Raw genomic sequence first — 23246 nt, 5'->3', positions numbered from 1 at the left:
CATTAGTCCCGGGTGAAGGCGAAACGGCTCTCCTGAGCGTAGATTTCGCCCGGGTGCAGAATGGCCTGCGGGAAATAGGGATATTCGAGCGAGCCGGGCCAAATTTGCGGCTCGAGGCAGAAGCCCGCATGTTTCCCGTAGGGCTTACCCGTCAGGCCGATGCAATCATTGGCCATCGTATTGCCGGCATAGAACTGGACGCCCGGTTCTGTCGTCAGCACATCCATACGCACACCGGACTTCGCGGCCTTGACAGAAGCGCAGAGCCGCAACGGCACACGCGCCGCCGAAAGACAAAAATTGCTGTCATACTCGACCTGTTTGCCGTTTTCAGCATGGCGGATCGGGCGATAATCGCGGAAATCATATGCCGTGTCCTTGACCGGCAGAACGCGCCCGTCTGGAATCAGCGCTTCATCCACCGGCATATAAGCGTCGGCCACAATCTTCAGCTGATGGTCGAGGATGTCGCTTTCGCCGCCGTCGTCCAGATTGAAATAGCTGTGGTGCAGAAGATTGCAGATCGTCGGCTTGTCGGTCACGGCTTCCAGCCGCACGATCAAGGCGCCATTGCCATTCAGCATATAGGTGCAGCTGATTTTGAGATTGCCGGGAAAACCCATTTCGCCATCTTCGGCAACGGTTGCAAGCGTGACATAATCGGCACCGCTGCCGGTGACTTTCCAGACGCGATTGCCGAGGCCCTTGCTGCCACCATGGAGATTATGGCGGCCGAGATAGTTTGGCTCCACCTCATAAGTCTTTCCGTCCAGCACAAAGCGCGCATCGCGAATACGATTGGCCGAGCGACCCGCAATCGCGCCCAGATGCGGCGAATGGGCCGGATAATCATCAAAATTCTGGTAACCGATCACCAGCGGCGCATCATGCCCGTCAAGACGCAGATCCTGAATGGCCGCGCCCCAGGTGATGATCTTGGCCGTGAGCGGCCCGTTGGAGATGGTCAGCCGGTGAACCGCCTGCCCGTCTGGAGCATGTCCGAAAATTTCCGATGTCACGTCTGCCGCCTGTAAAAGTATGATTTATGGGAACCGCATCAAGCCGCATCGCACGCTCTTAAGCAAGAGGGTTGCTGCTTGATCGCAATCGATTCCTCCGATATTTTTTACATCTATTTCTGTGATAGCGTACAGTATACAGCGCCCATACTTACTTTATATTTCTAATATAAATTAATAAAGGTATTGATATGCGTTCAAACTTCTCGACGATTATGCCCTATATATTTCAGGAAGAAGGCGGCTACGTCGACAATCCGGCTGATCCGGGCGGCGCAACCAATATGGGTATTACTATCGGCACTCTTTCGAAATGGACAGGTCATTCCGAGTCTGCTCAAGACGTCAAAAATCTTACGAAAGACGCTGCAACGGAAATCTACAAAAAGCAGTATTGGGACAAGATCGATGGCGACAGTCTTCCCTCAGGCGTTGACTATGCCATGCTGGACTTCGCGGTCAATTCAGGCCCCGGTCATGCGATCAAGATGTTGCAGCAAATACTTGGCGTTCTTCAGGACGGGTTTCTCGGGCCAGCAACATTTGCCGCACTTTCCGCCCGCTCCCCGCAAGACCTGATCGACAGACTTTCCGATGAACGTGCAGCCTGGCTCAGAGGACTGGCCGCCGCCGCGACCTTTGGCAAAGGCTGGCAGGCTCGTGTCGAACGCGTGCGAACACGCGCGCTGGCGCTGGCGGAAAAGCCAATCAACGATATCGACGCCGCTCATTCGGCAGGTATTTCGTTCCCGCACTCCTATGAACCGGCATATAAGGGGGCCCCGGAGGCTGAACAGCAGAGCGCGTCCATAACCACCACGTTGCAACAGCCGGGATTGCTTGGCACGCTGGCCAGCATCATATCGGGTCTCGTTGCTATCATCATACAGGACGGCCCGCTGGAAACGGCGCTTGCCTGCGCCATGATAGCGCTGTCGCTCATTGGGGTGATCTATTTCGTCAAGCGCTAAAAAAGCCACCAAAACGAGCCATATGAAGTGATTTCAAAAAATTGAGATTGCCTTTATGTTGCGCTTCGCTTGTCTCGTATCTTATATGCGCATCGAATGCCCGGTGATCTTGAAAGTAATATGACTTTCCTCGTGACCGGAAAAACGCTAGACACGCGCATACAGAGCATTTCCAGCAAATGTGCCCGGCACTTTTGCTGGCTGCGAAATGCGACGAAAAAATCAGATGCCTATAATTCGCGGCATCATCAGGAATAAAGGAATCGAAACTTGTCCTCTACTTTTGACAAAGTCGCCGACATCATCGCCGAAACCAGTGAAATCGATCGTGACACCATCACGCCGGAAAGCCACACCATCGACGATCTGGGCATCGACAGCCTCGACTTCCTCGACATCGTCTTCGCTATCGACAAGGCTTTCGGCATCAAGATTCCGCTTGAGCAGTGGACGCAGGAAGTGAACGAAGGCAAGGTTCCGACCGAAGAATACTTCGTGCTGAAGAACCTCTGCGCCAAGATCGACGAGCTGGTTGCGGCCAAGAAGGCCTGAGCTCGCTGAAAAATTGACGGTATTGAAGGGTGGACAGCAATGTTCGCCCTGATTCCGTTTCTGGAGCGCAAGATAGTTCTCGGATAGACCTTGGCCTCATCACGGCAGAACCGGACCCATGCAGAACAATAAAGTCGTCATCACCGGCATCGGCATCATTTCATCACTCGGCGAAGGCGCTGAAGTGCATTGGAACGCTTTTTCGACAGCAGGCAGCGAACCGCGCCTCGAAAAAGAAGCCTTTGCTCCCTACACCGTCCATCCACTCGGCGAAGTCGATTGGAGCCTGCAAATTCCAAAGCGTGGCGACCAGCGCCAGATGGAAACCTGGCAGCGCCTCGGCACCTATGCCGCAGGTCTCGCGCTGCAAGATGCGGGCATGAAGGATGATGAAGCGCTCTGCGCGACCATGGATATGGTTGTGGGCGCGGGTGGCGGCGAACGCGATATTACCGTCGATATGCAGATTCTTGAGGAAGGCCGCACCAGCAATAATCGCGGTGTGATGCTGAACGAGAAACTCTCGACCGAACTGCGTCCGACCCTGTTTCTGGCGCAGCTTTCCAACCTGCTCGCTGGCAATATCTCCATCGTGCACAAGGTGACGGGTTCTTCGCGCACCTTCATGGGTGAAGAAGGCTCCGGCATTTCAGCCATCGAAACCGCGGCAGCCCGCATCCGCACCGGACAAAGCACCCATGCTCTGGTGGGCGGCTCCTACAATGCCGAACATTTCGACATGATTCTCGGTCACGAATTGGGCGGATTGCTCAAGCATGACGGCTGGGCTCCGCTCTGGGAGCGTGACGGCTCGGCTGGCGGCGGCATGATTTCAGGTTCCGGCGGCGTGTTCCTCGTCCTCGAAAACGCCGAACATGCGGCAAAGCGCGGCGCACGCGCCTATGCGGAAGTAGCGGGAATCGCTGCCACGCAAATCCGCCGCGAAAGCGACGATCTTGCAAAGACCGTTCGCGACCTCGTTCTCGAAGCCAATGGCGGCAAAGAGCCTGCTTATGTCGTTTCCGGCGCGTCCGGCGCTCATGACGCGACCAAAGCCGAAAAATCCGTACTCGACGGCTTTTCCGCAGCCTATCGCGGCATATCCGGCCTGACCGGACATTTGCGCGAAGCACAATTCCCGCTGGCGCTGGCGCTGGCCGCCATTTCCGTTTGGAAAGGTGAGGCTTTTGCGCCGTTGAACGCGTCGGAAAAGGCAGCTGATGGAAAAATCAGCGAAGCCGTCGTCACCACTGTCGGAGCAACGCGCGCCGAAGGTGCCGCAAAGCTGGTAAGAGCATAAGATGACCAAATATAAAGACCATCTGGGCCGCCCCATCGTCGCCATCACGGGCGCTGGCGTTGTTTCCTCGCTCGGACAGGGCAAGGAAGATAACTGGGCCGCGCTGACCGGCGGTGTTTCGGGCATTCACAGCATTACCCGTTTTCCGTTGGAAAATCTGAACACGCGTTTTGCGGGCACGGTCGATTTCCTTCCTGAAAGCGAAGTCGGCGCGTCGGCACTGTCGGAAAAGCTGGCACGTCTGGCCGGTGAAGAGGCGCTTGCACAGTCCGGCCTTTCGACAACCAATTTCGGGGGTCCGCTCTTTCTGGCCGCTCCGCCGGTCGAACTCGACTGGAAAAGCCGCTTTGCGCTTGATGCCAGCGTGAAGAACGAAGGTCCTGCAAGCTATCAGCTTCTGCTTGAAGCCTGCCGTCGTGCACGTCACGAGGCACTCTTCAACACGACGCAGTTCGGCTATATCGCCGAACGTCTTTCGGAAGTCTTTGGCACGCGTGGTCTGCCGATCACGCTTTCCACCGCGTGCGCCTCGGGTGCAACAGCGATCCAGCTTGGCGTTGAAGCGATCCGTCGCGGCGAAAGCGACCATGTTCTGGCGATTGGCACCGATGGTTCTGTTTCGGCGGAAGCGCTCATCCGCTTCTCGCTGCTTTCCGCATTGTCCACCCAGAATGAAAAGCCGGAAAAGGCCTCAAAGCCCTTCTCCAAGGATCGCGACGGCTTTGCCATGGCCGAAGGTTCCGGCGCGCTCGTTATGGAATCGCTCGAAAGCGCGGTCGCCCGTGGTGCGAAGGTTCTCGGCATTCTGGCTGGTTGTGGCGAAAAGGCCGACGACTTCCACCGCACCCGTTCCAAGCCGGACGCCTCACCTGCCATTGGCACCGTGCGCGCGGCACTGGCTGATGCTGGCCTGACCGAAGACCAGATTTCCTACATCAACGCCCACGGCACCTCGACGCCGGAAAACGACAAGATGGAATATCTGGCCCTTTCGACGGTATTCGGCGAACGCATCGAATCCATCCCTGTTTCGTCCAACAAGTCGATGATCGGCCATACGCTGACCGCCGCCGGTGCGATTGAAGCTGTGTTCTCGCTGCTCACGATCCAGACGGGGACGCTGCCGCCGACCATCAATTACGACAATCCAGACCCGGCTATCCCGCTGGACGTTGTGCCGAATGTGAAGCGTGAGGCCAAGGTTTCCGCCGTGCTTTCGAACTCATTCGGCTTCGGCGGACAGAATACGAGCCTTGTTTTGGCGGCAAATCCGAATTAATCCGTCCGGCAAAAGAATTTTAAATTTCCTGATGATCCCGGAAGGCGGAAGCTCTCCGGGATCATGCCATGAAAGGAAGAGCCCATGCGCGCTTTGCAGCTTCTCGACGACCGTCGCCTTGAAATCACCGACATTGCACCGCCGCCGCCTCCCGGCCTTGGCGAAGTCACGGTCAAGATCAAGGCGGTCGCGCTGAACCATATCGACGTATGGGGCTGGCGCGGTATGGCTTTCGCCAAACGCAAGATGCCGCTGGTGATCGGTGCGGAAGCTTCCGGCGTTGTCGATGCCGTCGGTCCCGGCGTTTCCAATCTGCTGCCCGGCCAGCTTGTTTCGATCTATGGTGCGCGCACCTGCGGCCTTTGCCGCGCCTGCCGTGAAGGCCGTGACAATCTGTGCGAACATGTCGGCGGCGTTCATGGTTTCCATCTCGACGGCTTTGCCTGCGAGGCCGTGAACCTTCCGGCTCGCCTGCTCGTGGCAGCACCTCCCGGCGTTGACGCCATCGGCGCTGCCGTCGCGCCTGTCACCTTCGGCACGGTCGAGCACATGCTGTTCGACAATGCCAAGCTGGAACCGGGCGAAACCGTTCTCGTCCAGGCTGGCGGCTCGGGAATCGGTTCGGCGGCGATCCAGCTTGCCAAGAAGATGGGCTGCACCGTCATCACCACGGTCGGTTCTGACGACAAAATCGAGAAGGCCAAGGCTCTCGGCGCCGATCACGTCATCAACTATCGCGAAGACCGCTTCGAAGGCGTCGTGCGCAAGCTGACCAAGAAGAAGGGCGTCGATGTCGTCTTCGAACATGTCGGCGCGGATACCTGGGCCGGTTCGATGCTCTGCATGAAGCGCGGCGCGCGTCTTGTCACCTGTGGATCGACCTCGGGCGTTTCGACCAACATGAACCTTATGCAGCTCTTCCAGCAGCAGCTCAAGATTTTGGGCTCATTTGGCTGCCGCATGGAAAACATGGCGGATGCCATGCAGAAAATGGCGCGCGGCATCGTGCACCCGGTCATCGATACGGTTGTCGATTTCAACGATATCGACACGGCCCTGAAGCGCATGGAAGGCCGCGACGTCTTCGGCAAGATCATTCTCCAGATTGACTGAAGCCCGTCCTTGTCATGATGTTCAAACTGAAGCTCCTGCTCTTTCGCTGGTCGCGCAAGCTGAAGCAGTTCAATTACTGGCTCTGGGCTCAGGCCGTTTTTGTGCTGCTTGGCCTGTTGCGCCTGTTTCCGGCGAAAGCTGCCATCAGCTTTTCGGCCAAGGTGGCCCGTCTCATCGGGCCGCTGACGCCGCGCCACAAGATCGCAACCAACAATCTGCGCCAAGCCTATCCCGGAAAGAGTGACGCCGAGATCGAAGTGATCGCGCGCGACATGTGGGATTCCATGGCGCGGCTGCTGGCGGAGTATATTTTCCTCGATGCGATTTTCGATTTCGATCCGAACGCTGCCAAGCCGGGCCTGATTGAAGTCGATGGCATTCCGATTTTCGAACGCCTGCGCGATGAAAAGAAGCCGCATATCTTCTTCACCGCCCATACCGGCAATTTCGAACTGCTGCCGATCTGCGCAGCCACATTCGGCCTGAATGTCACCGCACTGTTTCGTCCGCCGAACAATCCCTATATCGCCAACAAGGTTCTGAAAGCGCGCCATACCAATATGGGCCATCTCGTGCCTTCCAAGGCAGGCGCTGCCTGGGCGCTGGCGGGTATTCTCGGCGATGGCGGCAATGTCGGTATGCTCGTTGACCAGAAATTCTCGCGTGGCGTGCCTTCCACATTCTTCAACCGCCCGGTGAAGACCAATCCGCTGCTGGCCAAGCTTGCGCGGCAATATGATTGCGATGTCTATCCGGCGCGCTGTATCCGCCTGCCCGGCGGACGCTATCGGCTTGAACTTTACGAGCGCATGGAATTGCCACGCGACGACAAGGGCCAGATCGATATCGACGCCACCGCGCAATTGCTCAATGACACGGTCGAGCAATGGGTGCGCGAATATCCGGGCCAGTGGATGTGGTTCCACAAGCGCTGGGGATAGGATTTTTGCTGTTCATATGATACGGGCAAGCCACGCTGCCAAGGAGACTATCGCCATGCGCCCCATCGCCATTGCCCCGTCCATTCTGTCCGCCGACTTTGCCCGTCTTGGCGAAGAAGTCGATGCCGTGCTGGAAGCCGGTGCCGACTGGATCCATATCGATGTCATGGACGGACATTTCGTGCCGAACATCACATTCGGCCCGCAGGTGGTGAAAGCGATCCGCCCGCGCACCAAGGCATTCTTCGACGCGCATCTGATGATTGCGCCGTGCGATCCCTATCTGGAACCCTTTGCCGATGCAGGCTGCGATCTGATCACCGTGCACGCAGAAGCCGGACCGCATACGCATCGCTCGCTGCAGTCGATCCGTGCGCTCGGCAAGAAGGCCGGTATCGCGCTCAACCCGGCAACACCGGTCGAAGCGATCAGCAATATTCTGGACGATGTAGACCTGATCCTCGTCATGACCGTCAATCCGGGCTTCGGCGGCCAGAAATTCATCACGCCGATGCTCGACAAGATCAAGCGCGTCCGTGAAATGGTTGGAGACCGTCCGATCGACATCGAAGTCGATGGTGGCGTGACGCCGGAAACCGCAGGCTCGGTGGTTGCAGCTGGCGCGAATATTCTCGTCGCGGGCTCCGCTGTCTACAAAGGCAATTCGGTCGAGACCTACCGCGCCAATATCGACGCCATTCGTGCTGCGGCGGAAGCCGCGCGTAATCGTTAAACCCTCACTTTCTACAGGACGCTCCCATGATCCCGCGCTATTCCCGGCCAGAAATGGTCGCTATCTGGTCTCCGGAAACGAAATTCCGTATCTGGTTCGAGATCGAAGCCTATGCTTGCGAAGCGCTGGCCGAACTGGGCGTCATCCCCAAGGAAGCTGCCAAGACCATCTGGGAAAAAGGTAGCGTCGCGAAGTTCGACGTCGCTCGCATCGACGAAATCGAAGCCGTCACCAAGCATGACGTCATCGCCTTCCTGACACATCTTGCCGAATTCATCGGCCCCGACAGCCGCTTTGTGCATCAGGGCATGACCTCGTCGGACGTGCTCGACACCACGCTCAACGTCCAGCTGGTTCGCGCTGCCGACCTCCTGCTCGCCGACATGGACCGCGTTCTGACCGCGCTCAAGACCCGCGCCTTCGAGCACAAGGATACGGTGCGCATCGGCCGCAGCCATGGCATTCACGCCGAACCGACCACGATGGGTCTCACCTTCGCGCGTTTCTATGCGGAAATGCAGCGGAACCGCACCCGCCTCGTCGCGGCCCGCGCAGAAATCGCAACCGGCGCGATTTCCGGTGCTGTCGGCACTTTTGCCAATATCGATCCACGCGTTGAGGAATATGTCTGCGCCAAGCTTGGCCTCGAAGCCGAGCCGGTTTCCACGCAGGTCATTCCGCGCGACCGTCATGCGATGTTCTTTGCAACACTTGGCGTCATCGCTTCGTCGATCGAAAATGTCGCCATCGAAATCCGCCACATGCAGCGCACCGAAGTTCTGGAAGCCGAAGAGTTCTTCTCTCCGGGCCAGAAGGGTTCGTCCGCCATGCCGCACAAGCGCAACCCGGTTCTGACCGAAAACCTGACCGGCCTCGCCCGTCTCGTGCGTATGTCGGTCACGCCTGCCATGGAAAATGTCGCTCTGTGGCACGAACGCGATATTTCGCATTCGAGTGTCGAGCGCGCTATTGGACCTGACACCACCATCACCCTCGACTTCGCGCTCAACCGTCTGGCTGGCGTGGTCGAAAAGCTGGTGATCTACCCGGACAACATGCTGAAAAACATGAACAAGTTCCGCGGTCTGGTGCATTCGCAGCGCGTGCTGCTGGCGCTGACGCAGGCAGGCGTATCGCGCGAAGACGCCTATCGTCTCGTGCAGCGCAACGCCATGAAAGTCTGGGAACAGGGTGCCGATTTCCTTGAAGAACTGCTGGCAGACACGGAAGTGCGCGCAGCCCTTTCCGAAGAGCAAATTCGTGAGAAGTTCGATCTCGGCTACCACACCAAGCATGTGGATACGATTTTCAAACGCGTCTTCGGTTGAGGAGATTTCGGCTCTGGCACTGCCTTTCCCTCATCCTGAGGAGCCGTTGAAAACGGCACATCATCCTGAGTATGTCGAAGGATCGAAGGAGAGGGAAACAAGCAAAGCGCCTGCCCTCGCCCTCGACACGGCGCTTCGCGCCTGCTCAGGATGAGGGAGAAAACAAGTGTCCGGCTGATCTGAAACGATCACGCCTCAAGTGATAGCCGTATACAAAAAAGCCCCATGTTTTTGAAAACATGGGGCTTTTCTATTGTGGGATATTGGTTCTATCAGGCCTTGGTCTTGATCGTATTGACCACATTGCCCCAAGGATCGACGAAGGAGCTATCGTTACCGCCGCGCGTATCTTCCAGCTCAACCCAGGCAAGTCCGGTACGATCTGCATCACGCTTACCGGCACCGGCGCTCTGCCAGGCATTGGCTGCGATATGGTGATGGTAACGCCCCGTGGACATGAACACAGCCCGGTCGCCATAGGTCTGCACCGTCTCCAGCCCAAGCTCGTTGTGCCAGAAGGTTTCGGCCTCATGCGCATTGCCAACACGCAGGTGCACATGGCCGACAACGGTGTTTTGCGGCGCGCCAGTCCATTCTCCGCCTTCGGTCTTGATGACATCAAGCAGGCCACGCACGTCGAGCGCTTCCGTGCCCATTTTCACGCGGTCACCATTCCAATGCCACTTCTCATGCGGGCGGTCGGAATAAATCTCGATGCCATTCCCTTCCGGGTCAGTCAGGTAGATGGCTTCACTGACATCATGGTCTGAAGCGCCGGCAACCGGCAATTGCTTGTCGATAGCCCGGCGCGACCAGCGCGCCAGATCGCCACGCGTCGGCAGCAAGAACGCCGTGTGGTATAGCCCGGCGCTGCGCGGATCATCCGCGCGAGCAGCGGAAAACTGTTCGATTTCCATCAGTTCGCGATCCCCAGCGCCCAACACGATGGAAGCGCCGCGGCGGCTCATTTCGCGCAAGCCGACAACGTCGCGATAATATTCGGCCAATGTTTCCGCATCGCGTGCCTTGAGACCAATACGCGCCACGCGCATTGGCGTAGTCATGGCAAATGGAAGCGGAGCAACCGGACGGGTCGTCTCGGCAACCGGCGTCTTCAATTGCTGTGTCATATCATTCTCCTTCGACGGCATGTCTGCACGCGCGGGCACTATACCGGCCATTAAAGCAGCTCCCGTAGCGCCAAGCACCGAACGTCTGCTGATTGTCATGGCCTATGCTCTCCTTCGCGTTCTGTTCCCGCTAAACATCGCTGTTTGCGGGATCCTTCACAAGATCGCGATCTGAGAACAGGCTGTTCATCATTCGTAACATTCAGCGGCATCGCCGGTGCTTGAAGAAGTCACAAAGGCAATCTAAATGGGTGCTATGAAAGTCAAAGACGCAGATATCCTCATCATCCCCGGTTACACCAATTCCGGCCCTGACCACTGGCAGACCCGTTGGGAGAACAAACTCTCGACAGCGCGCCGCGTGCAGCAGGCCGAATGGTCGAAGCCGGTTCGCGACGATTGGGTGGGCGAAGTCGTCAAGGCGGCGAATGCGGCCACCAAGCCGATAGTGCTGGTTGCGCACTCTCTCGGCGTGGCCACAGCCCTGCATGCCGTGCCGTTGATCCAGCACAAGATCGCGGGCGCATTTTTCGTTGCCCCGCCAGATGTTTCGAACGAAAGCATCCGCCCGAAGCATTTGATGACCTTCGGCCCCTATCCGCGCGACCGACTGCCTTTCCCGACCATCACGGTCGTGAGCCGCAACGATCCTTTCTCAAGCTTCGAAGCAGCCGAAGATGTCGTGAAGGATTGGGGCGCCATGCTGATCGATGCGGGCGAGTCGGGTCATATCAACGCGGATTCCGGTCACGGACCATGGCCGGAAGGCTCCATGGTGTTTGCGGAGTTTATGACGCAGCTACAAGCACCCAAGCAGCACTGAAACAAAAGGCGGGTTTGAACCCGCCTTTTTGGTAGTCAACAATGCAAGCTAAAATCAGGCGCGAACGGCGTCCACAAGCTGTTGTGCAGCAAGACGGAGGTAGCCGCCCTCATTGCTGACCGTCACGAAACGGAAACCCAGCGGAATATAACGTCGCGCAAATTCCGGCGACGGCGAATAAATGCCCGCGATCTTGCCAGCGGCAGCGGCTTTGCGCGCAATATTGCTGATCGGCTCGACAATGGCGTCGGAATTTGGGTTGGCCTCGCGTCCATTGCTCCAGGCAATCGAGAAATCGGCGGGGCCGACGAAGACACCGTCAATGCCGCGCACATCGAGAATGGCATCCAGCACATCATAAGCGTCACGCGTTTCGATCATCGCGAAAGCCAGCGTGTCCTGATTTGCCGTGGTCAGATAATCGTTGGAGCCGGGTGTGCCATAATCGGCATTGGCGCGGAAAACACCCCATGAACGTTCGCCCACCGGCGGATATTTCATGGCTGCTGCGAACTTGCGCGCATCTTCGGCGGAATTGATCATTGGAGCGATCACTGCCTCCGCGCCGAAATCCAGTGCGCGGCTTGCCATGTCGAAGCGTCCCACCGGAATACGCACCACCGGCGGCTTTCCGGCATTCAGCACGTGACCGACGCTGCGCAGCACACTCGCCTCGTCATGACCGCCATGCTGCATGTCCAGCGTCACGGCGTCAAAGGCGGTGTGTGCAAGGATTTCGACCGTCAGCGGCTCAGGGAGAGACGACCACGCGGAGAGCACGGTTTCACCGGCACGCAGACGCGAAGACAGGGACATAGGAATTTCCTTCATTTCATAAGAACGGCATTTCACAATAGCAGGTAAATAAAAATGGGGTGGAAGCACTAGCCGCACTTCCACCCCATGATATCAATCCTGCTGTATCTGACGGATCGCTTCCTCTAGGAACAGTTGCATTTTTTCGCGGATCGTTTCGTCGCTATCGGTGACACCGCCTTCGTCGAAATCGGTGCGGATCTTGCGAAACACATCGTCATCACCGGCCTCGATGAAATCGGCTGCTATGACATCGCGGGCATAGGCCTCGGCCTCGCCATCCTTTTTGCCAAGACGCTCGGCAGCCCACAATCCGAGGAGCTTGTTTCTGCGCGCTTCGGCCTTGAAGCGTAAATCAGCATCGTGCGCGAATTTCTTTTCGAAAGCATCGCGGCGATCATCCATACCTGTCGTCATTCACAAAACTCCCAACAACTGCCATTAGGAATGAGATCGTCACCCATTCTCTTGCCTAAAGCTGGCAAGGGGCGCAAGATTATACAAGAGCGGCAAATCAATTTCTTGCTGTTCGTCCATAATCTTGCATGAGAACGCATCCCGAAAAGTGTAAAACCGTTTTCGGAGAAGATGCGCACCAAAACAAAGGATTGGAGTGCCAGGCTGATAGAATCGGATCGAAACGCGTTTCAGAATCACCGAAAACGGGGGAACGGGCACGAAGCAGGATTGTTAAAAGCCCTTATTTGCTATAGGTAGCCCGCGAGAATAGCGGCTTAGAGCCGATCACCATAGATATGGAAATCCGAGAAAAGCCATGAACCGTCGCCGCCGTATTTACGAGGGCAAGGCCAAGATTCTTTACGAAGGCCCCGAGCCAGGAACGCTTGTCCAGTTCTTCAAGGACGATGCAACCGCGTTCAACAAGAAAAAGCACGAAGTCGTGGACGGAAAGGGTGTACTCAACAACCGCATTTCCGAATATATTTTTACGCAGCTGAACCGCATTGGAATTCCGACCCACTTCATCCGCCGTCTCAACATGCGTGAGCAGCTGATCAAAGAAGTGGAAATCATTCCGCTTGAAGTCGTGATCCGCAACGTTGCAGCAGGCTCGCTGTCCAAGCGCCTCGGCATCGAGGAAGGCACGGTTCTGCCGCGCTCGATCATCGAGTTCTATTACAAGGCCGATGCGCTCGAAGACCCGCTGGTCACCGAAGAACACATTACGGCATTCGGCTGGGCCAGCCCGCAGGAAATCGATGACATCATGGCTCTTGCCATTCGCGTCAACGACTTCCTTTCCGGTCTGTTTCTTGGCGTCGGCATCCAGCTTGTCGATTTCAAAATCGAATGCGGACGTCTGTGGGAAGGCGACATGATGCGTATCGTCGTCGCCGACGAAATCTCCCCGGACTCGGCTCGTCTCTGGGATATCAATACCAATGACAAGCTAGACAAGGACCGTTTCCGCCGCGATATGGGCGGATTGGTCGAGGCCTATCAGGAAGTGGCGCGCCGTCTCGGCATCATGAACGAGAATGACTCGCCCCGTCCTTCCGGCCCTGTGCTTGTGAAGTAATCCGATCAGCCCGGGAGCCGCTAAGACAGACACCTTCCGGGCTGTTTCGTTCGCGACAGGCAATTCCAGATTTTCATCTGAAGTTGTAAGAACCAAATCTAGAGCTACAGGAACTTAAGAGTGATCAAGGCACGCGTCACCGTTACACTGAAAAACGGCGTTCTGGACCCGCAGGGCAAAGCTATCGTCGGCGCACTCGGCAGCCTCGGTTTCGCCGGCGTCAATTCGGTCCGTCAGGGCAAGGTGTTCGACCTCGAACTCGAAGGCACCGACAAGGCCAAGGCCGAAGCAGACCTGAAGGCCATGTGCGACAAGCTCCTCGCCAATACGGTGATCGAAGATTATTCCATCGCCATCGGCTGAGCCAAACAAAGGAAGCAGACGCTCATGAAATCCGCTGTCATTCTCCTTCCCGGCCTCAATCGCGACCGCGACATGATCGCAGCGCTCACCAAGATCACCGGTCAGGCTCCTGTCACTGTCTGGCAGACCGATACCAGCATCCCGGACGATGTCGACCTGATCCTCATCCCCGGCGGCTTCTCCTACGGCGACTATCTGCGCTGCGGCGCAATTGCGGCCCGTATGCCGGTTCTTCAGGCCGTGCGTGAGAAGGCCGACAAGGGCGTCATGGTCATGGGCGTTTGCAACGGCTTCCAGATTCTCGTTGAAGCCGGACTGCTGCCGGGCGCGCTGATGCGCAACGCCTCGCTTAAGTTCGTCTGCCGCGAAGTGAAGCTTGAAGTCAGCAATGCGAACACCGCCTTCACCCGTGGCTATCAGCCGAACCAGATCATCCGCTGCCCGGTCGCGCATCATGACGGCAATTATTTCGCCGATGCCGAGACGCTGAAGCGTATCGAAGGCGAAGGTCAGGTCGTGTTCCGTTATGCGGAAGGCACCAATCCAAACGGTTCGGTCAATGATATTGCCGGTATCGTCAATGCGCGCGGCAATGTGCTTGGCATGATGCCGCATCCGGAAAATCTGATCGAAGCGGCCCATGGCGGCGACGATGGGCGGGCGCTTTTTGCGGGCGCGCTGGGCATCGCAGCCTGATAAGTTTCGAAGAAGGGCGGTTCTCTATGAGACCGCCCTTTTTCATTTTCTTCACCGAATTGCATTGCCGGTAAGATAACGTTCCCTGCCCGCACCCTCGACGACGAAAACCAGTCTAGCTTGTCGCCTGCTTTCGTGGCAGTTTTGCCTTGGGAGAATTCCTTGGCAACCGAATCGGGGGGACAAAATCATGCAGCTTTATTCTCGGCCTCTGTCTCCTTACTCCGCTTTCGTGCGCAGCGTTCTCTATCTGAAGGACCTGCCTTTCAAGCCGATCACACTGCCCTATCCCTTCCCGGCCGATTTCGGTGAAATCACGCCTTTGCGCCGTGTTCCCGTGCTGATTACCAGTTCCGGCGAAACGCTTTTTGAAGCCGTTGTGATTGCCGAATATCTCGAAGATCATTTTCCTGAAAAGCCGCTCCTGCCCGGCACGCCGCGCCAGCGCGCGCTGATCCGGCTTCTGGCCCGCGTTGTGGAGCTGGAAGTTCTTGGACCGGCGATGAAGCTGTTCATCCTGCTGAGCAAACCGGAGCGTGACAGCGCAACCATCGACCGCCTGTTCGAAAAACTGAATACGGGCCTGTCGGTGATCGAACATCGCCTCCCGGATACGTTTTATGCCGTTGGCGAAGAGCCGACGCTGGCTGATGCCTGGCTGCTACCGGTGCGCTTTCTCATGGAACCATTGAAGAAGCTTTCGGGAAAGCCGGATTTGCTGGACGCGTTTCCGAAATTCGATGCCTATGCCGCGAAGGCAAAGCAACATCCGGCTTTTGAGCGCATCTGGAACGAGATGAGCGATGGACTAAAGGCCTTCATGCCGCAGCTGGACTGAGAGCCCGCTGCGCCGCCCCTTCCTGTCATTATTCCCCCTCTGCGCGCCTCCAGTCCTCCCCGGTGGCACGCCCTTTTGGAGTTCGTTTCTTGACGAAAAAGACCATCGCTTTCATCGCCTTGCCTGCGATTGCGCTTCTTGCGGCCTGTACGCCGCGTCCGGCCAGTGGACCAGTCACGCAGAATGTCAGCAAGGCTGCGCTACCGACGATGGAACGCATTGCACTGGCCGCCAATAGCTGCTGGTTCAAATCGAAGGACAAGGATTTCCGCAGCTATTCGCTGGCACCGGAACTCAATTCTTTCAGCGGTCGTCCGCGTATCCTCGTCGTGCCGGGGAACAATCCGGCAGCGCGCCCGCTGCTAGTCGTTCAGGCGGAAGGCAATCCCGCCCGTGTCGAAACCTTCGGCCCGATGCTCCAGGAAAGCCACGGCAACCGCATTCTCAGTGACGTCAACCGCTGGGCATCTGGCCAGAAGGGCTGCTAAAATTGAAACCCTCCCGCAAAAATGCGGGAGGGGTCATCTCTATAACAGCTGTCGACGACAGCGAATGTGTGTTTCAGTTCTTCACATCGAATTCGTTCTTGGCAGCGCAGGCGGTCGCTTCCCGTTTCAAAGCTTCAGATTTCGTCCCGCCTGATGCCAATGTCTTTAAGCTGTCTATCGTCCAGCTCCATAAGCATCTTCCGGGTCCGACGTCTTGACGAAGATGCCCGGACTTTATCGACAAGCCCTGTCCAAGCCTTGCGTATCCTGTGCGGCACAACCGAAACTGACCGAGCGCGCAAGCCCTTGCTTAAATCACTCGCAATATCGACTTCCGGCAGAATAGTAATTGCGTCAATCACATCATTGGTTGGCCTGATGTAGTTCATTACAGCAGCCTCCTCTTTTCAAACATTAGCTTCATGCGAATGGATTGATAATTAGGATGCTACCAAATTCACCAATATGAACAATTACAAGTACTTGCGCTGGATTTCTGCCTCGCTATTTTGCCATAGCCATTATTTCGATACTGCTCATATAGAGCTCGACGATTGCAGGCATGTTCCTGCACGCGCGTAAGCCCGGAGCGGGTTTGGGAATTTCAGCGCAGATGAAAACGTACCTTGCGCGCTTCCCGCTCGGCTTCGCTTCTTCTGAGGCCAATATCGCGCAACTGCTCCTCGGTCATTTCGAACAGTGCAAGGCGACTGCGACGCATCATGCTTTTGTGTGACAGCCAGTTGAAGAGCCGACGCAGCAGGCCCGCATCCGTCGCTTCCCCCGACGCAGCCTCCAGTTGAGCATGCAACCCACGGGGCAGTTCGCTTATACGATCCGCATCCGGCATGGGGGAAATTGTATCTATTGTCTCTGTCTGCAGTCTGAAGTAAAACATCGTTCCGTCCATTCATGTGCGCGCCTGATGCCATAGGGGGCCAGATTTGAAGGTCATTCACGGCAATCTGGATATAGGGGCATCAATCGGCTGCGAAATGACTCTATAATTGACTCCGTAACCGATACAATTTATAAGTTGTCACCATGACAAATTGGATTCCTGACCTATCGTGCAAAACCGGCCCGCTTTACCTGCAATTGGCGGATGCGATTGAGGAAGCGATCGGCAATGGTGGATTGCCTGCGGGCGTGAAACTGCCGCCGCAGCGCAATCTCGCTTACGATTTGAAGGTGACAATCGGTACAATCGGGCGCGCCTATGCGCTTGCCCATGAGCGTGGCCTCGTCACCGGTGAAGTCGGGCGCGGCACCTATGTGCTAGGTGAAGAGTCGTCCGAATCCGGGCTGGTTCCGCCCGGACTGATTGGTACGAAACCGGCTGACGTGCCAACGGGTAAAATCCGGCTCGATTCCACCTCGGCGCCGGAAGTCGGCCAGCACGATGTGCTGGCGCGGATCAGCGCCGACATTCACCGCGATTTTCCGCAGGAGATTGCCAACTATTCGCGTCAGTTTCCGCAGCATTGGCTGGAAGCGGGCCAGAAATGGCTCGGCAGGGCCGACTGGCAGCCGGATCTCGACAATATCGTCATCACCAATGGCGCGCAGGCCGCAAGCATTGCCATCATCACGGCTTTCACCAATCCGGGCGACCGCATTCTGTTTGAAAACCTGACCTATGCGCAGATCAGCCGTTCGGTGCGACTTCTCGGTCGTCGCACTATTCAGGCTGCGCATGATGAATACGGCCTCATCCCGGAGGAATTCGAGCGCGCCTGCCGCCAGCAGCACCCTACTTTGGCATTTCTCATGCCAACGCTGCACAATCCGACGCTTGCGACCATGACGGCGGAGCGTCGTCGCGCGATAGCCGATATTGCGCGGCGGTATAATGTCTGGCTCATCGAGGACGACATTTACGGCAGCATGTGCGAAAGCGACATTCCGCTCTTGGCAAGCTTTGCACCGGAGCGCACTTTCGTCGTGTCGAGCCTCTCAAAGGCGGTAGCCGCTGGCATACGCAGCGGCTGGGCCGCCTGCCCTTCGCATTGCGCGCAACGGGTCAAGGTCACGCACAAGATGATGACGGGCGGCGTGGCTTTTCTGCTGGCTGAAACCGGCGCACAGCTTGTGCTGTCCGGCGCCGCCGACGATATCCGCGAAAAAAGCCGTATAGAAACAAGAGCGCGTGAAGAAATAGCGCGCCGCGTGTTTTCCGGCTTCGATTTCGTGTCCCGCCCCAATATCCCTTTTCTCTGGATGGGACTGCCCGAGCCATGGCTCTCCGGCACATTCAAGGCTGCGGCCTATGAAAGCGGCATTCTGATTGACGATGAGGACGAATTCAAAGCCGGTCGCGTCGATCAGATTTACCACCGCGTGCGCGTCGCCTTCTCGTCACCGATAGACAGGAACATTGTCGAAGACAGCTTTCTGACGCTGCGGCGTCTGCTTGAAAACGAACAGGCGGGCTATGAGGGCAGCGTGTAAACGCTGCCGCTTGCCGGGCTGATAGAGTTTCGATGCAATCAGATGCTGAATCAGGCCGGGAAAGCGGCATTTTCCTGTCGCGCTTCCAACAGAGTTAGGTTAAAGAGACCCCTTGAAACCTTAGGTGTCCGCCCTTCGCCAGAAGTTTCCGGGTGCCACAGCCTGCGACGGGGTCCCTCATCTCCATGACTATTTCCAATAAGCGCGATATCACGCCGGAACTTATCGAATCCCACGGTCTCAAGCCGGACGAGTATCAGCGCATCCTCGAATTGATCGGTCGCGAACCGAGCTTTACTGAACTCGGCATTTTCTCGGCCATGTGGAACGAGCATTGTTCCTACAAGTCCTCGAAGAAATGGCTGCGCACGCTGCCGACCACCGGTCCGCGCGTCATTCAGGGCCCCGGCGAAAATGCAGGCGTCGTGGACATTGGTGACGGCGATTGCGTCGTCTTCAAAATGGAAAGCCACAACCACCCGTCTTATATCGAGCCCTATCAGGGCGCGGCGACCGGCGTGGGCGGCATTTTGCGTGACGTGTTCACCATGGGCGCGCGTCCCGTTGCTGCGATGAATGCGCTGCGCTTTGGCGAGCCGGATCATCCGAAGACCCGCCATCTGGTGTCCGGTGTCGTGTCCGGCGTCGGCGGCTATGGCAACGCGTTTGGCGTGCCGACCGTTGGCGGCGAAGTGAACTTTGACAAGCGTTATAACGGCAATATCCTCGTCAATGCTTTTGCAGCCGGTCTTGCCAAGCATGACGGCATCTTTTTGTCGGAAGCCAAGGGCGTCGGCCTGCCGGTCGTCTATCTTGGCGCCAAGACGGGCCGTGACGGCGTCGGCGGCGCGACCATGGCCTCGGCTGAATTCGACGAATCGATTGAAGAAAAGCGCCCCACCGTTCAGGTCGGCGATCCCTTCACCGAAAAGTGCCTGCTTGAAGCCTGCCTTGAGCTGATGGCGTCAGGCGCAGTCATCGCCATTCAGGACATGGGTGCGGCGGGCCTCACATGTTCTGCTGTTGAAATGGGCGCAAAGGGCGACCTCGGTATCGAACTCATTCTCGATCATGTTCCGGTTCGCGAAGAGAACATGACCGCCTATGAAATGATGCTTTCGGAAAGCCAGGAGCGCATGCTCATGGTTCTGAAGCCGGAAAAGGAAGCCGAAGCCCAGGCGATCTTTCGCAAATGGGGTCTCGACTTCGCCATTGTCGGCAAGACGACTGACGATCTGCGTTTCCGCGTCATTCATCAAGGCGAAGAAGTCGCCAATCTGCCGATCAAGGATCTGGGCGACGAAGCGCCGGAATATGATCGTCCGTGGATGGAACCGGGCAAGCATGCGCCACTCCCGGCCAGCAATGTGCCGCAGGTGGAAGACTATTCGGCAGCGCTTCTCAAGCTCATCGGCTCGCCTGACCTTTCGTCGCGCCGCTGGGTCTATGAGCAATATGATACGCTCATTCAGGGCAATTCGCTGCAGGTTCCGGGCGGCGACGCCGGTGTGATCCGCGTTGAAGGCCATGACACCAAGGCGCTCGCCTTCTCGTCGGACGTGACGCCACGCTATTGCGAAGCCGATCCCTTCGAAGGTGGCAAGCAGGCGGTTGCCGAATGCTGGCGCAACATCACCGCGACCGGCGCAGAGCCGCTGGCTTCGACCGACAATCTGAACTTCGGCAATCCTGAAAAGCCGGAAATCATGGGCCAGCTCGTCAAGGCCATAGAAGGCATTGGCGAAGCCTGCCGCGCGCTCGATTTCCCGATCGTTTCGGGCAATGTCTCGCTTTATAACGAGACCAACGGTCAGGCCATTTTGCCGACGCCGACCATTGCCGGTGTCGGCCTTATTCCGGACTGGACGCAAACGGCCAAGATCGGCGGCATGCAGGACGGCGACACGCTGGTTTTGCTTGGCGGAGACGGCACGCATCTCGGCCAGTCGGTCTATCTGCGCGATCTCTTCGACCGTGCCGACGGCCCTGCCCCGTTCGTCGATCTCGCGCTTGAAAAGCGCAATGGCGAATTCGTCCGCTCGGCAATCCGCAATGGTCAGGTTACGGCCTGCCACGATCTTTCCGACGGTGGACTGGCAATCGCTGTCGCCGAAATGGCGATCAAGTCTGGCAAGGGCGCAACCCTCAATGCTGGTGACGGCCTGCCGCACGCTGTTCTGTTCGGTGAAGATCAGGCGCGCTATGTGATCGCCGCCACGCCGGAAATGGCCAAGCTCATCGCGCTCAATGCCGAGGGTGCAGGCATTCCGTTCCGCATTCTGGGTCAGGTCGGTGGCGACCGTCTGACCATCGGCGATAGCGTCAATGTCGGCGTTACCGAACTGACGCGGGCTTTCGAAGACTGGTTCCCGGGCTTCATGAGCGGTGAGTTGGTCAGCGATAACTGATCGTCGCTGAACCAGCAGAAGTTAAAACGCCTGGATGAACATCTCATCCGGGCGTTTTGCCTGTATGGACCACCTGTGTGGCATTTAAACATTAGACAGATACACATTGACGTTCCACGATGGTGCGATACGATTCGATGGGTAACAAGAAGCTGGAAACGGCGGGAGTATTTGCATGGCTATGGACGCACATGAGATCGAAAAACTGATACGCGAAGGGATTCCCGGCGCAAAGGTGACGATCCGCGACCTTGCCGGTGACGGGGATCATTATGCAGCCGAAGTGGTCGCGGAGAGCTTCCGCGGCAAGTCGCGCGTGCAGCAGCACCAGATGGTCTATGACGCGCTGAAGGGCAATATGGGCGGCGTGCTTCACGCGCTTGCCTTGCAGACCAGCGTTCCGGAGTGAACCGAAGCGCTTATTGAGCGGACGGCATCTGCTGCGGCAAGATGTTGCCCCTTCAATCCGGCACTTCGCGCGTATTTGACTTGCTTTCACCCGCACGGGGTGGTTACGAGCATGGAAATGATTATATTGGGAGAGACCTCCCAATTAAGCCGGAAATCGACCCGGCGAGTTTGTTTGAAGCGTGATGCGGCCCCATATGTTCCAACGACATTGGGCACACGCTCTGAAAGGAAACGAGATGACCGGCATTAACGATTTCATCGACAATGAAGTGAAGACCAACGACGTCGTGCTTTTCATGAAGGGCACGCCCGGCTTTCCGCAGTGCGGCTTTTCCGGTCAGGTCGTTCAGATCCTCGACTATCTTGGCGTCGACTATAAGGGCGTGAACGTGCTTGCCTCCGACGAGATTCGCCAGGGCATCAAGGAATATTCCAGCTGGCCGACCATCCCGCAGCTTTATGTGAAGGGTGAATTCGTCGGTGGCTGCGATATCGTGCGCGAAATGTTCCAGTCCAACGAATTACAAGCACTTTTTACCGATAAAGGTATTGCCACCAAGGCTGCTTGAGGATTAATAGCCGGTCATACGGCTTTAGTCTTAGCTTTTTACAAAAGGCGCCGTTTATCGGCGCCTTTTCGTTTTTATCCGACGGCAGTTTCTGCCGGGTGCCTCATTTTCGAGATTTCGACGTTCGTACCGCCCTTTACTGGCGCGGCGCGTCAGTATGCCAAGGAATGTCAGTCATGCCGATCGACATAAAGAACGCCTCGCCGGACCAGAAGACCTCCATACACGGGCGCGGCGAATTCATTGCACTGATCGCGGCTATCATGGCCATCAATGCGCTGGCGGTTGATATCATGCTGCCCGGCCTGCCGCAGATCGGCGCGAGCCTCGGCGTGCAGTCTGAAAACCATGTGCAATTCGTGATCACCGCCTATCTGCTGGGCTTCGGTGTCTCGCAGCTGTTTTATGGACCGCTCAGCGACCGTTTCGGTCGCCGTCTGCCACTGTTCGGCGGCTTGGTGATCTATGTGCTGGCCGCGCTCGGTGCCGCCATGGTCACGGATTTCACCACGCTCATCATATTGCGCGTGCTTCAGGGACTGGGTGCCGCGGGCACCCGCGTCATTGCCGTTTCAGTGGTGCGCGACCGTTTTGCCGGTCGCCAGATGGCGGAAGTCATGTCGCTGGTGATGATGATCTTCATGATCCTGCCGGTGGTCGCACCCGCCACCGGACAGCTGATCATGCTGTTTGGCGAATGGCACCTGATCTTTCTGTCCATGGCCGTGATGGCGCTGATCGTCGGCATATGGGCCTTCATCCGCCTGCCTGAAACGCTGCCCACAGACCAGCGCCGCCCGCTGACCATCAAAAGCGTGATCGGCGGCTTCGGTATCGTGCTGTCGAACCGCGTCGCGCTGTTCTACATGCTTGGCACGTCGTTCATCCTCGGCGCGCTGTTCGGCTATATCAATTCCGCCCAACAAATCTTCGTTGATATCTACAAGCTCGGCTCCTACTTTCCGCTGGCGTTTGCTGCGGTCGCCATGACACTGGCGCTGGCGTCGTTCCTCAACTCCCGCCTCGTCGGACGGTACGGCATGCGCCGCATCTCCCAGTCCATGCTGCTGGTTTTCACCAGTTTCAGCCTGCTCTGGATGGTGCTGTCGATCGTGCTGGTCGATCCGGTGCCGTTCCCGCTGCTGATGGCGATCTACATGACCATCATGTTCTCGTTCAGCCTCGTGACGGCCAATTTCAACGCGCTTGCGATGGAGCCGCTTGGTGAAGTTGCAGGCACGGCATCGTCCGTTCTCGGCTTTGCCCAGACGGTCATCGGTGCTGCGCTGGGTGCGATCATCGGTCAGGCCTTCGACGGCACTACGACGCCGGTCGCCATGGGCTATGGCGTGCTTGGCTTCGTCGCGCTGATCTGCGTGCTGATCGCCGAACGCGGCAAGCTCTTCCGGGTGCAGAACCCGCCTGCCGAACATGTGGTCGGTTGATTTTCAATGAGAATAAAAAACCCGCCATTCCG

25 protein-coding genes are annotated in these 23246 nt (G+C 57.3%); 19 read left to right on the top strand and 6 right to left on the bottom strand.

Annotated elements, in window-relative coordinates; all coding sequences use genetic code 11:
- Positions 1-2: 2 nt before the first annotated feature.
- Positions 3-1019: an aldose epimerase family protein gene (locus ABWW11_RS06065; RefSeq protein WP_121535913.1), complete on the bottom strand. Its 1017-nt coding sequence runs from the start codon at positions 1017-1019 to the stop codon at positions 3-5.
- 191 nt (positions 1020-1210) lie between these two features.
- Here ABWW11_RS06065 and ABWW11_RS06060 point away from each other — a divergent pair, with 191 nt between their 5' ends.
- The 8 genes from ABWW11_RS06060 (at position 1211) to purB (ending at position 9236) form a co-directional block, all read left to right on the top strand.
- Positions 1211-1990: a glycoside hydrolase family 108 protein gene (locus tag ABWW11_RS06060; protein WP_121535910.1), complete on the top strand. Its 780-nt coding sequence runs from the start codon at positions 1211-1213 to the stop codon at positions 1988-1990.
- A gap of 270 nt (positions 1991-2260) precedes the next feature.
- Positions 2261-2542, top strand: a complete 282-nt coding sequence (locus ABWW11_RS06055) for an acyl carrier protein (protein WP_078338469.1) — start codon at positions 2261-2263, stop codon at positions 2540-2542.
- A 118-nt stretch (positions 2543-2660) separates the two neighbouring features.
- Positions 2661-3842, top strand: coding sequence for a beta-ketoacyl-ACP synthase (locus ABWW11_RS06050; RefSeq protein ID WP_121535907.1), 1182 nt, complete (start codon positions 2661-2663; stop codon positions 3840-3842).
- Between the two features lies 1 nt (position 3843).
- Positions 3844-5121 (top strand): beta-ketoacyl-ACP synthase, encoded by a 1278-nt coding sequence (locus ABWW11_RS06045; protein ID WP_121535904.1) that lies wholly within the window; start codon positions 3844-3846, stop codon positions 5119-5121.
- A gap of 84 nt (positions 5122-5205) precedes the next feature.
- Entirely contained in the window at positions 5206-6234 is a 1029-nt protein-coding gene (locus ABWW11_RS06040; RefSeq protein ID WP_121535901.1) for a zinc-binding dehydrogenase, read from the top strand.
- A 14-nt stretch (positions 6235-6248) separates the two neighbouring features.
- Positions 6249-7175: a lipid A biosynthesis lauroyl acyltransferase gene (locus tag ABWW11_RS06035; protein WP_121535899.1), complete on the top strand. Its 927-nt coding sequence runs from the start codon at positions 6249-6251 to the stop codon at positions 7173-7175.
- A 55-nt stretch (positions 7176-7230) separates the two neighbouring features.
- Positions 7231-7908 (top strand): ribulose-phosphate 3-epimerase, encoded by a 678-nt coding sequence (rpe, locus tag ABWW11_RS06030; protein ID WP_109368833.1) that lies wholly within the window; start codon positions 7231-7233, stop codon positions 7906-7908.
- Between the two features lie 26 nt (positions 7909-7934).
- Positions 7935-9236: an adenylosuccinate lyase gene (gene purB / locus ABWW11_RS06025; protein WP_121535896.1), complete on the top strand. Its 1302-nt coding sequence runs from the start codon at positions 7935-7937 to the stop codon at positions 9234-9236.
- Between the two features lie 272 nt (positions 9237-9508).
- Here purB and ABWW11_RS06020 read toward each other — a convergent pair whose 3' ends face one another.
- Positions 9509-10465 carry a VOC family protein gene (locus ABWW11_RS06020; protein ID WP_371830779.1) on the bottom strand — a complete coding sequence of 319 codons (957 nt, stop codon included), beginning with the start codon at positions 10463-10465 and terminating at the stop codon, positions 9509-9511.
- Between the two features lie 157 nt (positions 10466-10622).
- Between ABWW11_RS06020 and ABWW11_RS06015 the strand changes: the two genes are divergently transcribed.
- Complete coding sequence (locus tag ABWW11_RS06015) at positions 10623-11189, top strand: alpha/beta hydrolase (protein ID WP_121536296.1); 567 nt, start codon at positions 10623-10625, stop codon at positions 11187-11189.
- Between the two features lie 54 nt (positions 11190-11243).
- On the opposite strand, the gene ABWW11_RS06010 is transcribed toward ABWW11_RS06015, so the two are convergent.
- Complete coding sequence (locus ABWW11_RS06010; protein ID WP_209445956.1) at positions 11244-12011, bottom strand: HpcH/HpaI aldolase family protein; 768 nt, start codon at positions 12009-12011, stop codon at positions 11244-11246.
- Positions 12012-12098: 87 nt separating this feature from the next.
- Entirely contained in the window at positions 12099-12422 is a 324-nt protein-coding gene (locus ABWW11_RS06005) for a DUF1476 domain-containing protein (protein ID WP_109368829.1), read from the bottom strand.
- Positions 12423-12780: 358 nt separating this feature from the next.
- Between ABWW11_RS06005 and purC the strand changes: the two genes are divergently transcribed.
- From purC to ABWW11_RS05980, 5 genes are all read left to right on the top strand, one after another.
- Positions 12781-13545 (top strand): phosphoribosylaminoimidazolesuccinocarboxamide synthase, encoded by a 765-nt coding sequence (gene purC, locus ABWW11_RS06000; protein ID WP_109368827.1) that lies wholly within the window; start codon positions 12781-12783, stop codon positions 13543-13545.
- Between the two features lie 120 nt (positions 13546-13665).
- Entirely contained in the window at positions 13666-13908 is a 243-nt protein-coding gene (gene purS, locus ABWW11_RS05995) for a phosphoribosylformylglycinamidine synthase subunit PurS (protein ID WP_124915641.1), read from the top strand.
- A 24-nt stretch (positions 13909-13932) separates the two neighbouring features.
- Positions 13933-14604: a phosphoribosylformylglycinamidine synthase subunit PurQ gene (gene purQ, locus ABWW11_RS05990; protein ID WP_109368825.1), complete on the top strand. Its 672-nt coding sequence runs from the start codon at positions 13933-13935 to the stop codon at positions 14602-14604.
- 190 nt (positions 14605-14794) lie between these two features.
- Positions 14795-15442, top strand: coding sequence for a glutathione S-transferase family protein (locus ABWW11_RS05985; protein WP_319080313.1), 648 nt, complete (start codon positions 14795-14797; stop codon positions 15440-15442).
- A gap of 89 nt (positions 15443-15531) precedes the next feature.
- Positions 15532-15930, top strand: a complete 399-nt coding sequence (locus ABWW11_RS05980) for a hypothetical protein (protein WP_319080314.1) — start codon at positions 15532-15534, stop codon at positions 15928-15930.
- 134 nt (positions 15931-16064) lie between these two features.
- Here ABWW11_RS05980 and ABWW11_RS05975 read toward each other — a convergent pair whose 3' ends face one another.
- Both ABWW11_RS05975 and ABWW11_RS05970 read right to left on the bottom strand, forming a co-directional pair.
- Complete coding sequence (locus ABWW11_RS05975) at positions 16065-16319, bottom strand: YjiS-like domain-containing protein (protein WP_109368822.1); 255 nt, start codon at positions 16317-16319, stop codon at positions 16065-16067.
- A 215-nt stretch (positions 16320-16534) separates the two neighbouring features.
- Positions 16535-16840, bottom strand: a complete 306-nt coding sequence (locus ABWW11_RS05970) for a DUF1127 domain-containing protein (protein WP_109368821.1) — start codon at positions 16838-16840, stop codon at positions 16535-16537.
- A 134-nt stretch (positions 16841-16974) separates the two neighbouring features.
- Here ABWW11_RS05970 and ABWW11_RS05965 point away from each other — a divergent pair, with 134 nt between their 5' ends.
- The 5 genes from ABWW11_RS05965 (at position 16975) to ABWW11_RS05945 (ending at position 23214) form a co-directional block, all read left to right on the top strand.
- Entirely contained in the window at positions 16975-18381 is a 1407-nt protein-coding gene (locus tag ABWW11_RS05965) for an aminotransferase-like domain-containing protein (protein ID WP_121535881.1), read from the top strand.
- 185 nt (positions 18382-18566) lie between these two features.
- Positions 18567-20789, top strand: a complete 2223-nt coding sequence (purL, locus tag ABWW11_RS05960; protein ID WP_121535878.1) for a phosphoribosylformylglycinamidine synthase subunit PurL — start codon at positions 18567-18569, stop codon at positions 20787-20789.
- Between the two features lie 175 nt (positions 20790-20964).
- A complete protein-coding gene (locus tag ABWW11_RS05955; protein ID WP_007874594.1) occupies positions 20965-21198 on the top strand; it encodes a BolA/IbaG family iron-sulfur metabolism protein in 234 nt (77 codons plus the stop codon).
- Between the two features lie 238 nt (positions 21199-21436).
- Positions 21437-21769, top strand: a complete 333-nt coding sequence (gene grxD, locus ABWW11_RS05950; protein WP_078338449.1) for a Grx4 family monothiol glutaredoxin — start codon at positions 21437-21439, stop codon at positions 21767-21769.
- 176 nt (positions 21770-21945) lie between these two features.
- Positions 21946-23214 (top strand): multidrug effflux MFS transporter, encoded by a 1269-nt coding sequence (locus tag ABWW11_RS05945; RefSeq protein WP_121535875.1) that lies wholly within the window; start codon positions 21946-21948, stop codon positions 23212-23214.
- Positions 23215-23246 lie beyond the last annotated feature (32 nt).

Source organism: Brucella sp. NBRC 113783, from assembly GCF_040372265.1.
Classification (GTDB): Bacteria; Pseudomonadota; Alphaproteobacteria; order Rhizobiales; family Rhizobiaceae; genus Brucella; species Brucella teleogrylli.
This window is presented reverse-complemented; position numbering and strand designations above follow the sequence as displayed.

Bases quoted from the DNA above. Each gene is read 5' to 3' on its own strand.
- ABWW11_RS06050 (WP_121535907.1), top strand. From the start codon at position 2,661: ATGCAGAACAATAAAGTCGTCATCACCGGCATCGGCATCATTTCATCA.
- ABWW11_RS05985 (WP_319080313.1), top strand. From the start codon at position 14,795: ATGCAGCTTTATTCTCGGCCTCTGTCTCCTTACTCCGCTTTCGTGCGC.
- rpe (WP_109368833.1), top strand. From the start codon at position 7,231: ATGCGCCCCATCGCCATTGCCCCGTCCATTCTGTCCGCCGACTTTGCC.
- ABWW11_RS06040 (WP_121535901.1), top strand. From the start codon at position 5,206: ATGCGCGCTTTGCAGCTTCTCGACGACCGTCGCCTTGAAATCACCGAC.
- purB (WP_121535896.1), top strand. From the start codon at position 7,935: ATGATCCCGCGCTATTCCCGGCCAGAAATGGTCGCTATCTGGTCTCCG.
- purC (WP_109368827.1), top strand. From the start codon at position 12,781: ATGAACCGTCGCCGCCGTATTTACGAGGGCAAGGCCAAGATTCTTTAC.
- ABWW11_RS06045 (WP_121535904.1), top strand. From the start codon at position 3,844: ATGACCAAATATAAAGACCATCTGGGCCGCCCCATCGTCGCCATCACG.
- purL (WP_121535878.1), top strand. From the start codon at position 18,567: ATGACTATTTCCAATAAGCGCGATATCACGCCGGAACTTATCGAATCC.
- ABWW11_RS05955 (WP_007874594.1), top strand. From the start codon at position 20,965: ATGGCTATGGACGCACATGAGATCGAAAAACTGATACGCGAAGGGATT.
- purQ (WP_109368825.1), top strand. From the start codon at position 13,933: ATGAAATCCGCTGTCATTCTCCTTCCCGGCCTCAATCGCGACCGCGAC.
- grxD (WP_078338449.1), top strand. From the start codon at position 21,437: ATGACCGGCATTAACGATTTCATCGACAATGAAGTGAAGACCAACGAC.
- ABWW11_RS06035 (WP_121535899.1), top strand. From the start codon at position 6,249: ATGATGTTCAAACTGAAGCTCCTGCTCTTTCGCTGGTCGCGCAAGCTG.
- ABWW11_RS06005 (WP_109368829.1), bottom strand. From the start codon at position 12,422: ATGACGACAGGTATGGATGATCGCCGCGATGCTTTCGAAAAGAAATTC.
- ABWW11_RS06015 (WP_121536296.1), top strand. From the start codon at position 10,623: ATGAAAGTCAAAGACGCAGATATCCTCATCATCCCCGGTTACACCAAT.
- ABWW11_RS05945 (WP_121535875.1), top strand. From the start codon at position 21,946: ATGCCGATCGACATAAAGAACGCCTCGCCGGACCAGAAGACCTCCATA.
- ABWW11_RS05970 (WP_109368821.1), bottom strand. From the start codon at position 16,840: ATGGACGGAACGATGTTTTACTTCAGACTGCAGACAGAGACAATAGAT.
- ABWW11_RS06060 (WP_121535910.1), top strand. From the start codon at position 1,211: ATGCGTTCAAACTTCTCGACGATTATGCCCTATATATTTCAGGAAGAA.
- ABWW11_RS06020 (WP_371830779.1), bottom strand. From the start codon at position 10,465: ATGACAATCAGCAGACGTTCGGTGCTTGGCGCTACGGGAGCTGCTTTA.
- ABWW11_RS05975 (WP_109368822.1), bottom strand. From the start codon at position 16,319: ATGAACTACATCAGGCCAACCAATGATGTGATTGACGCAATTACTATT.
- ABWW11_RS05965 (WP_121535881.1), top strand. From the start codon at position 16,975: ATGACAAATTGGATTCCTGACCTATCGTGCAAAACCGGCCCGCTTTAC.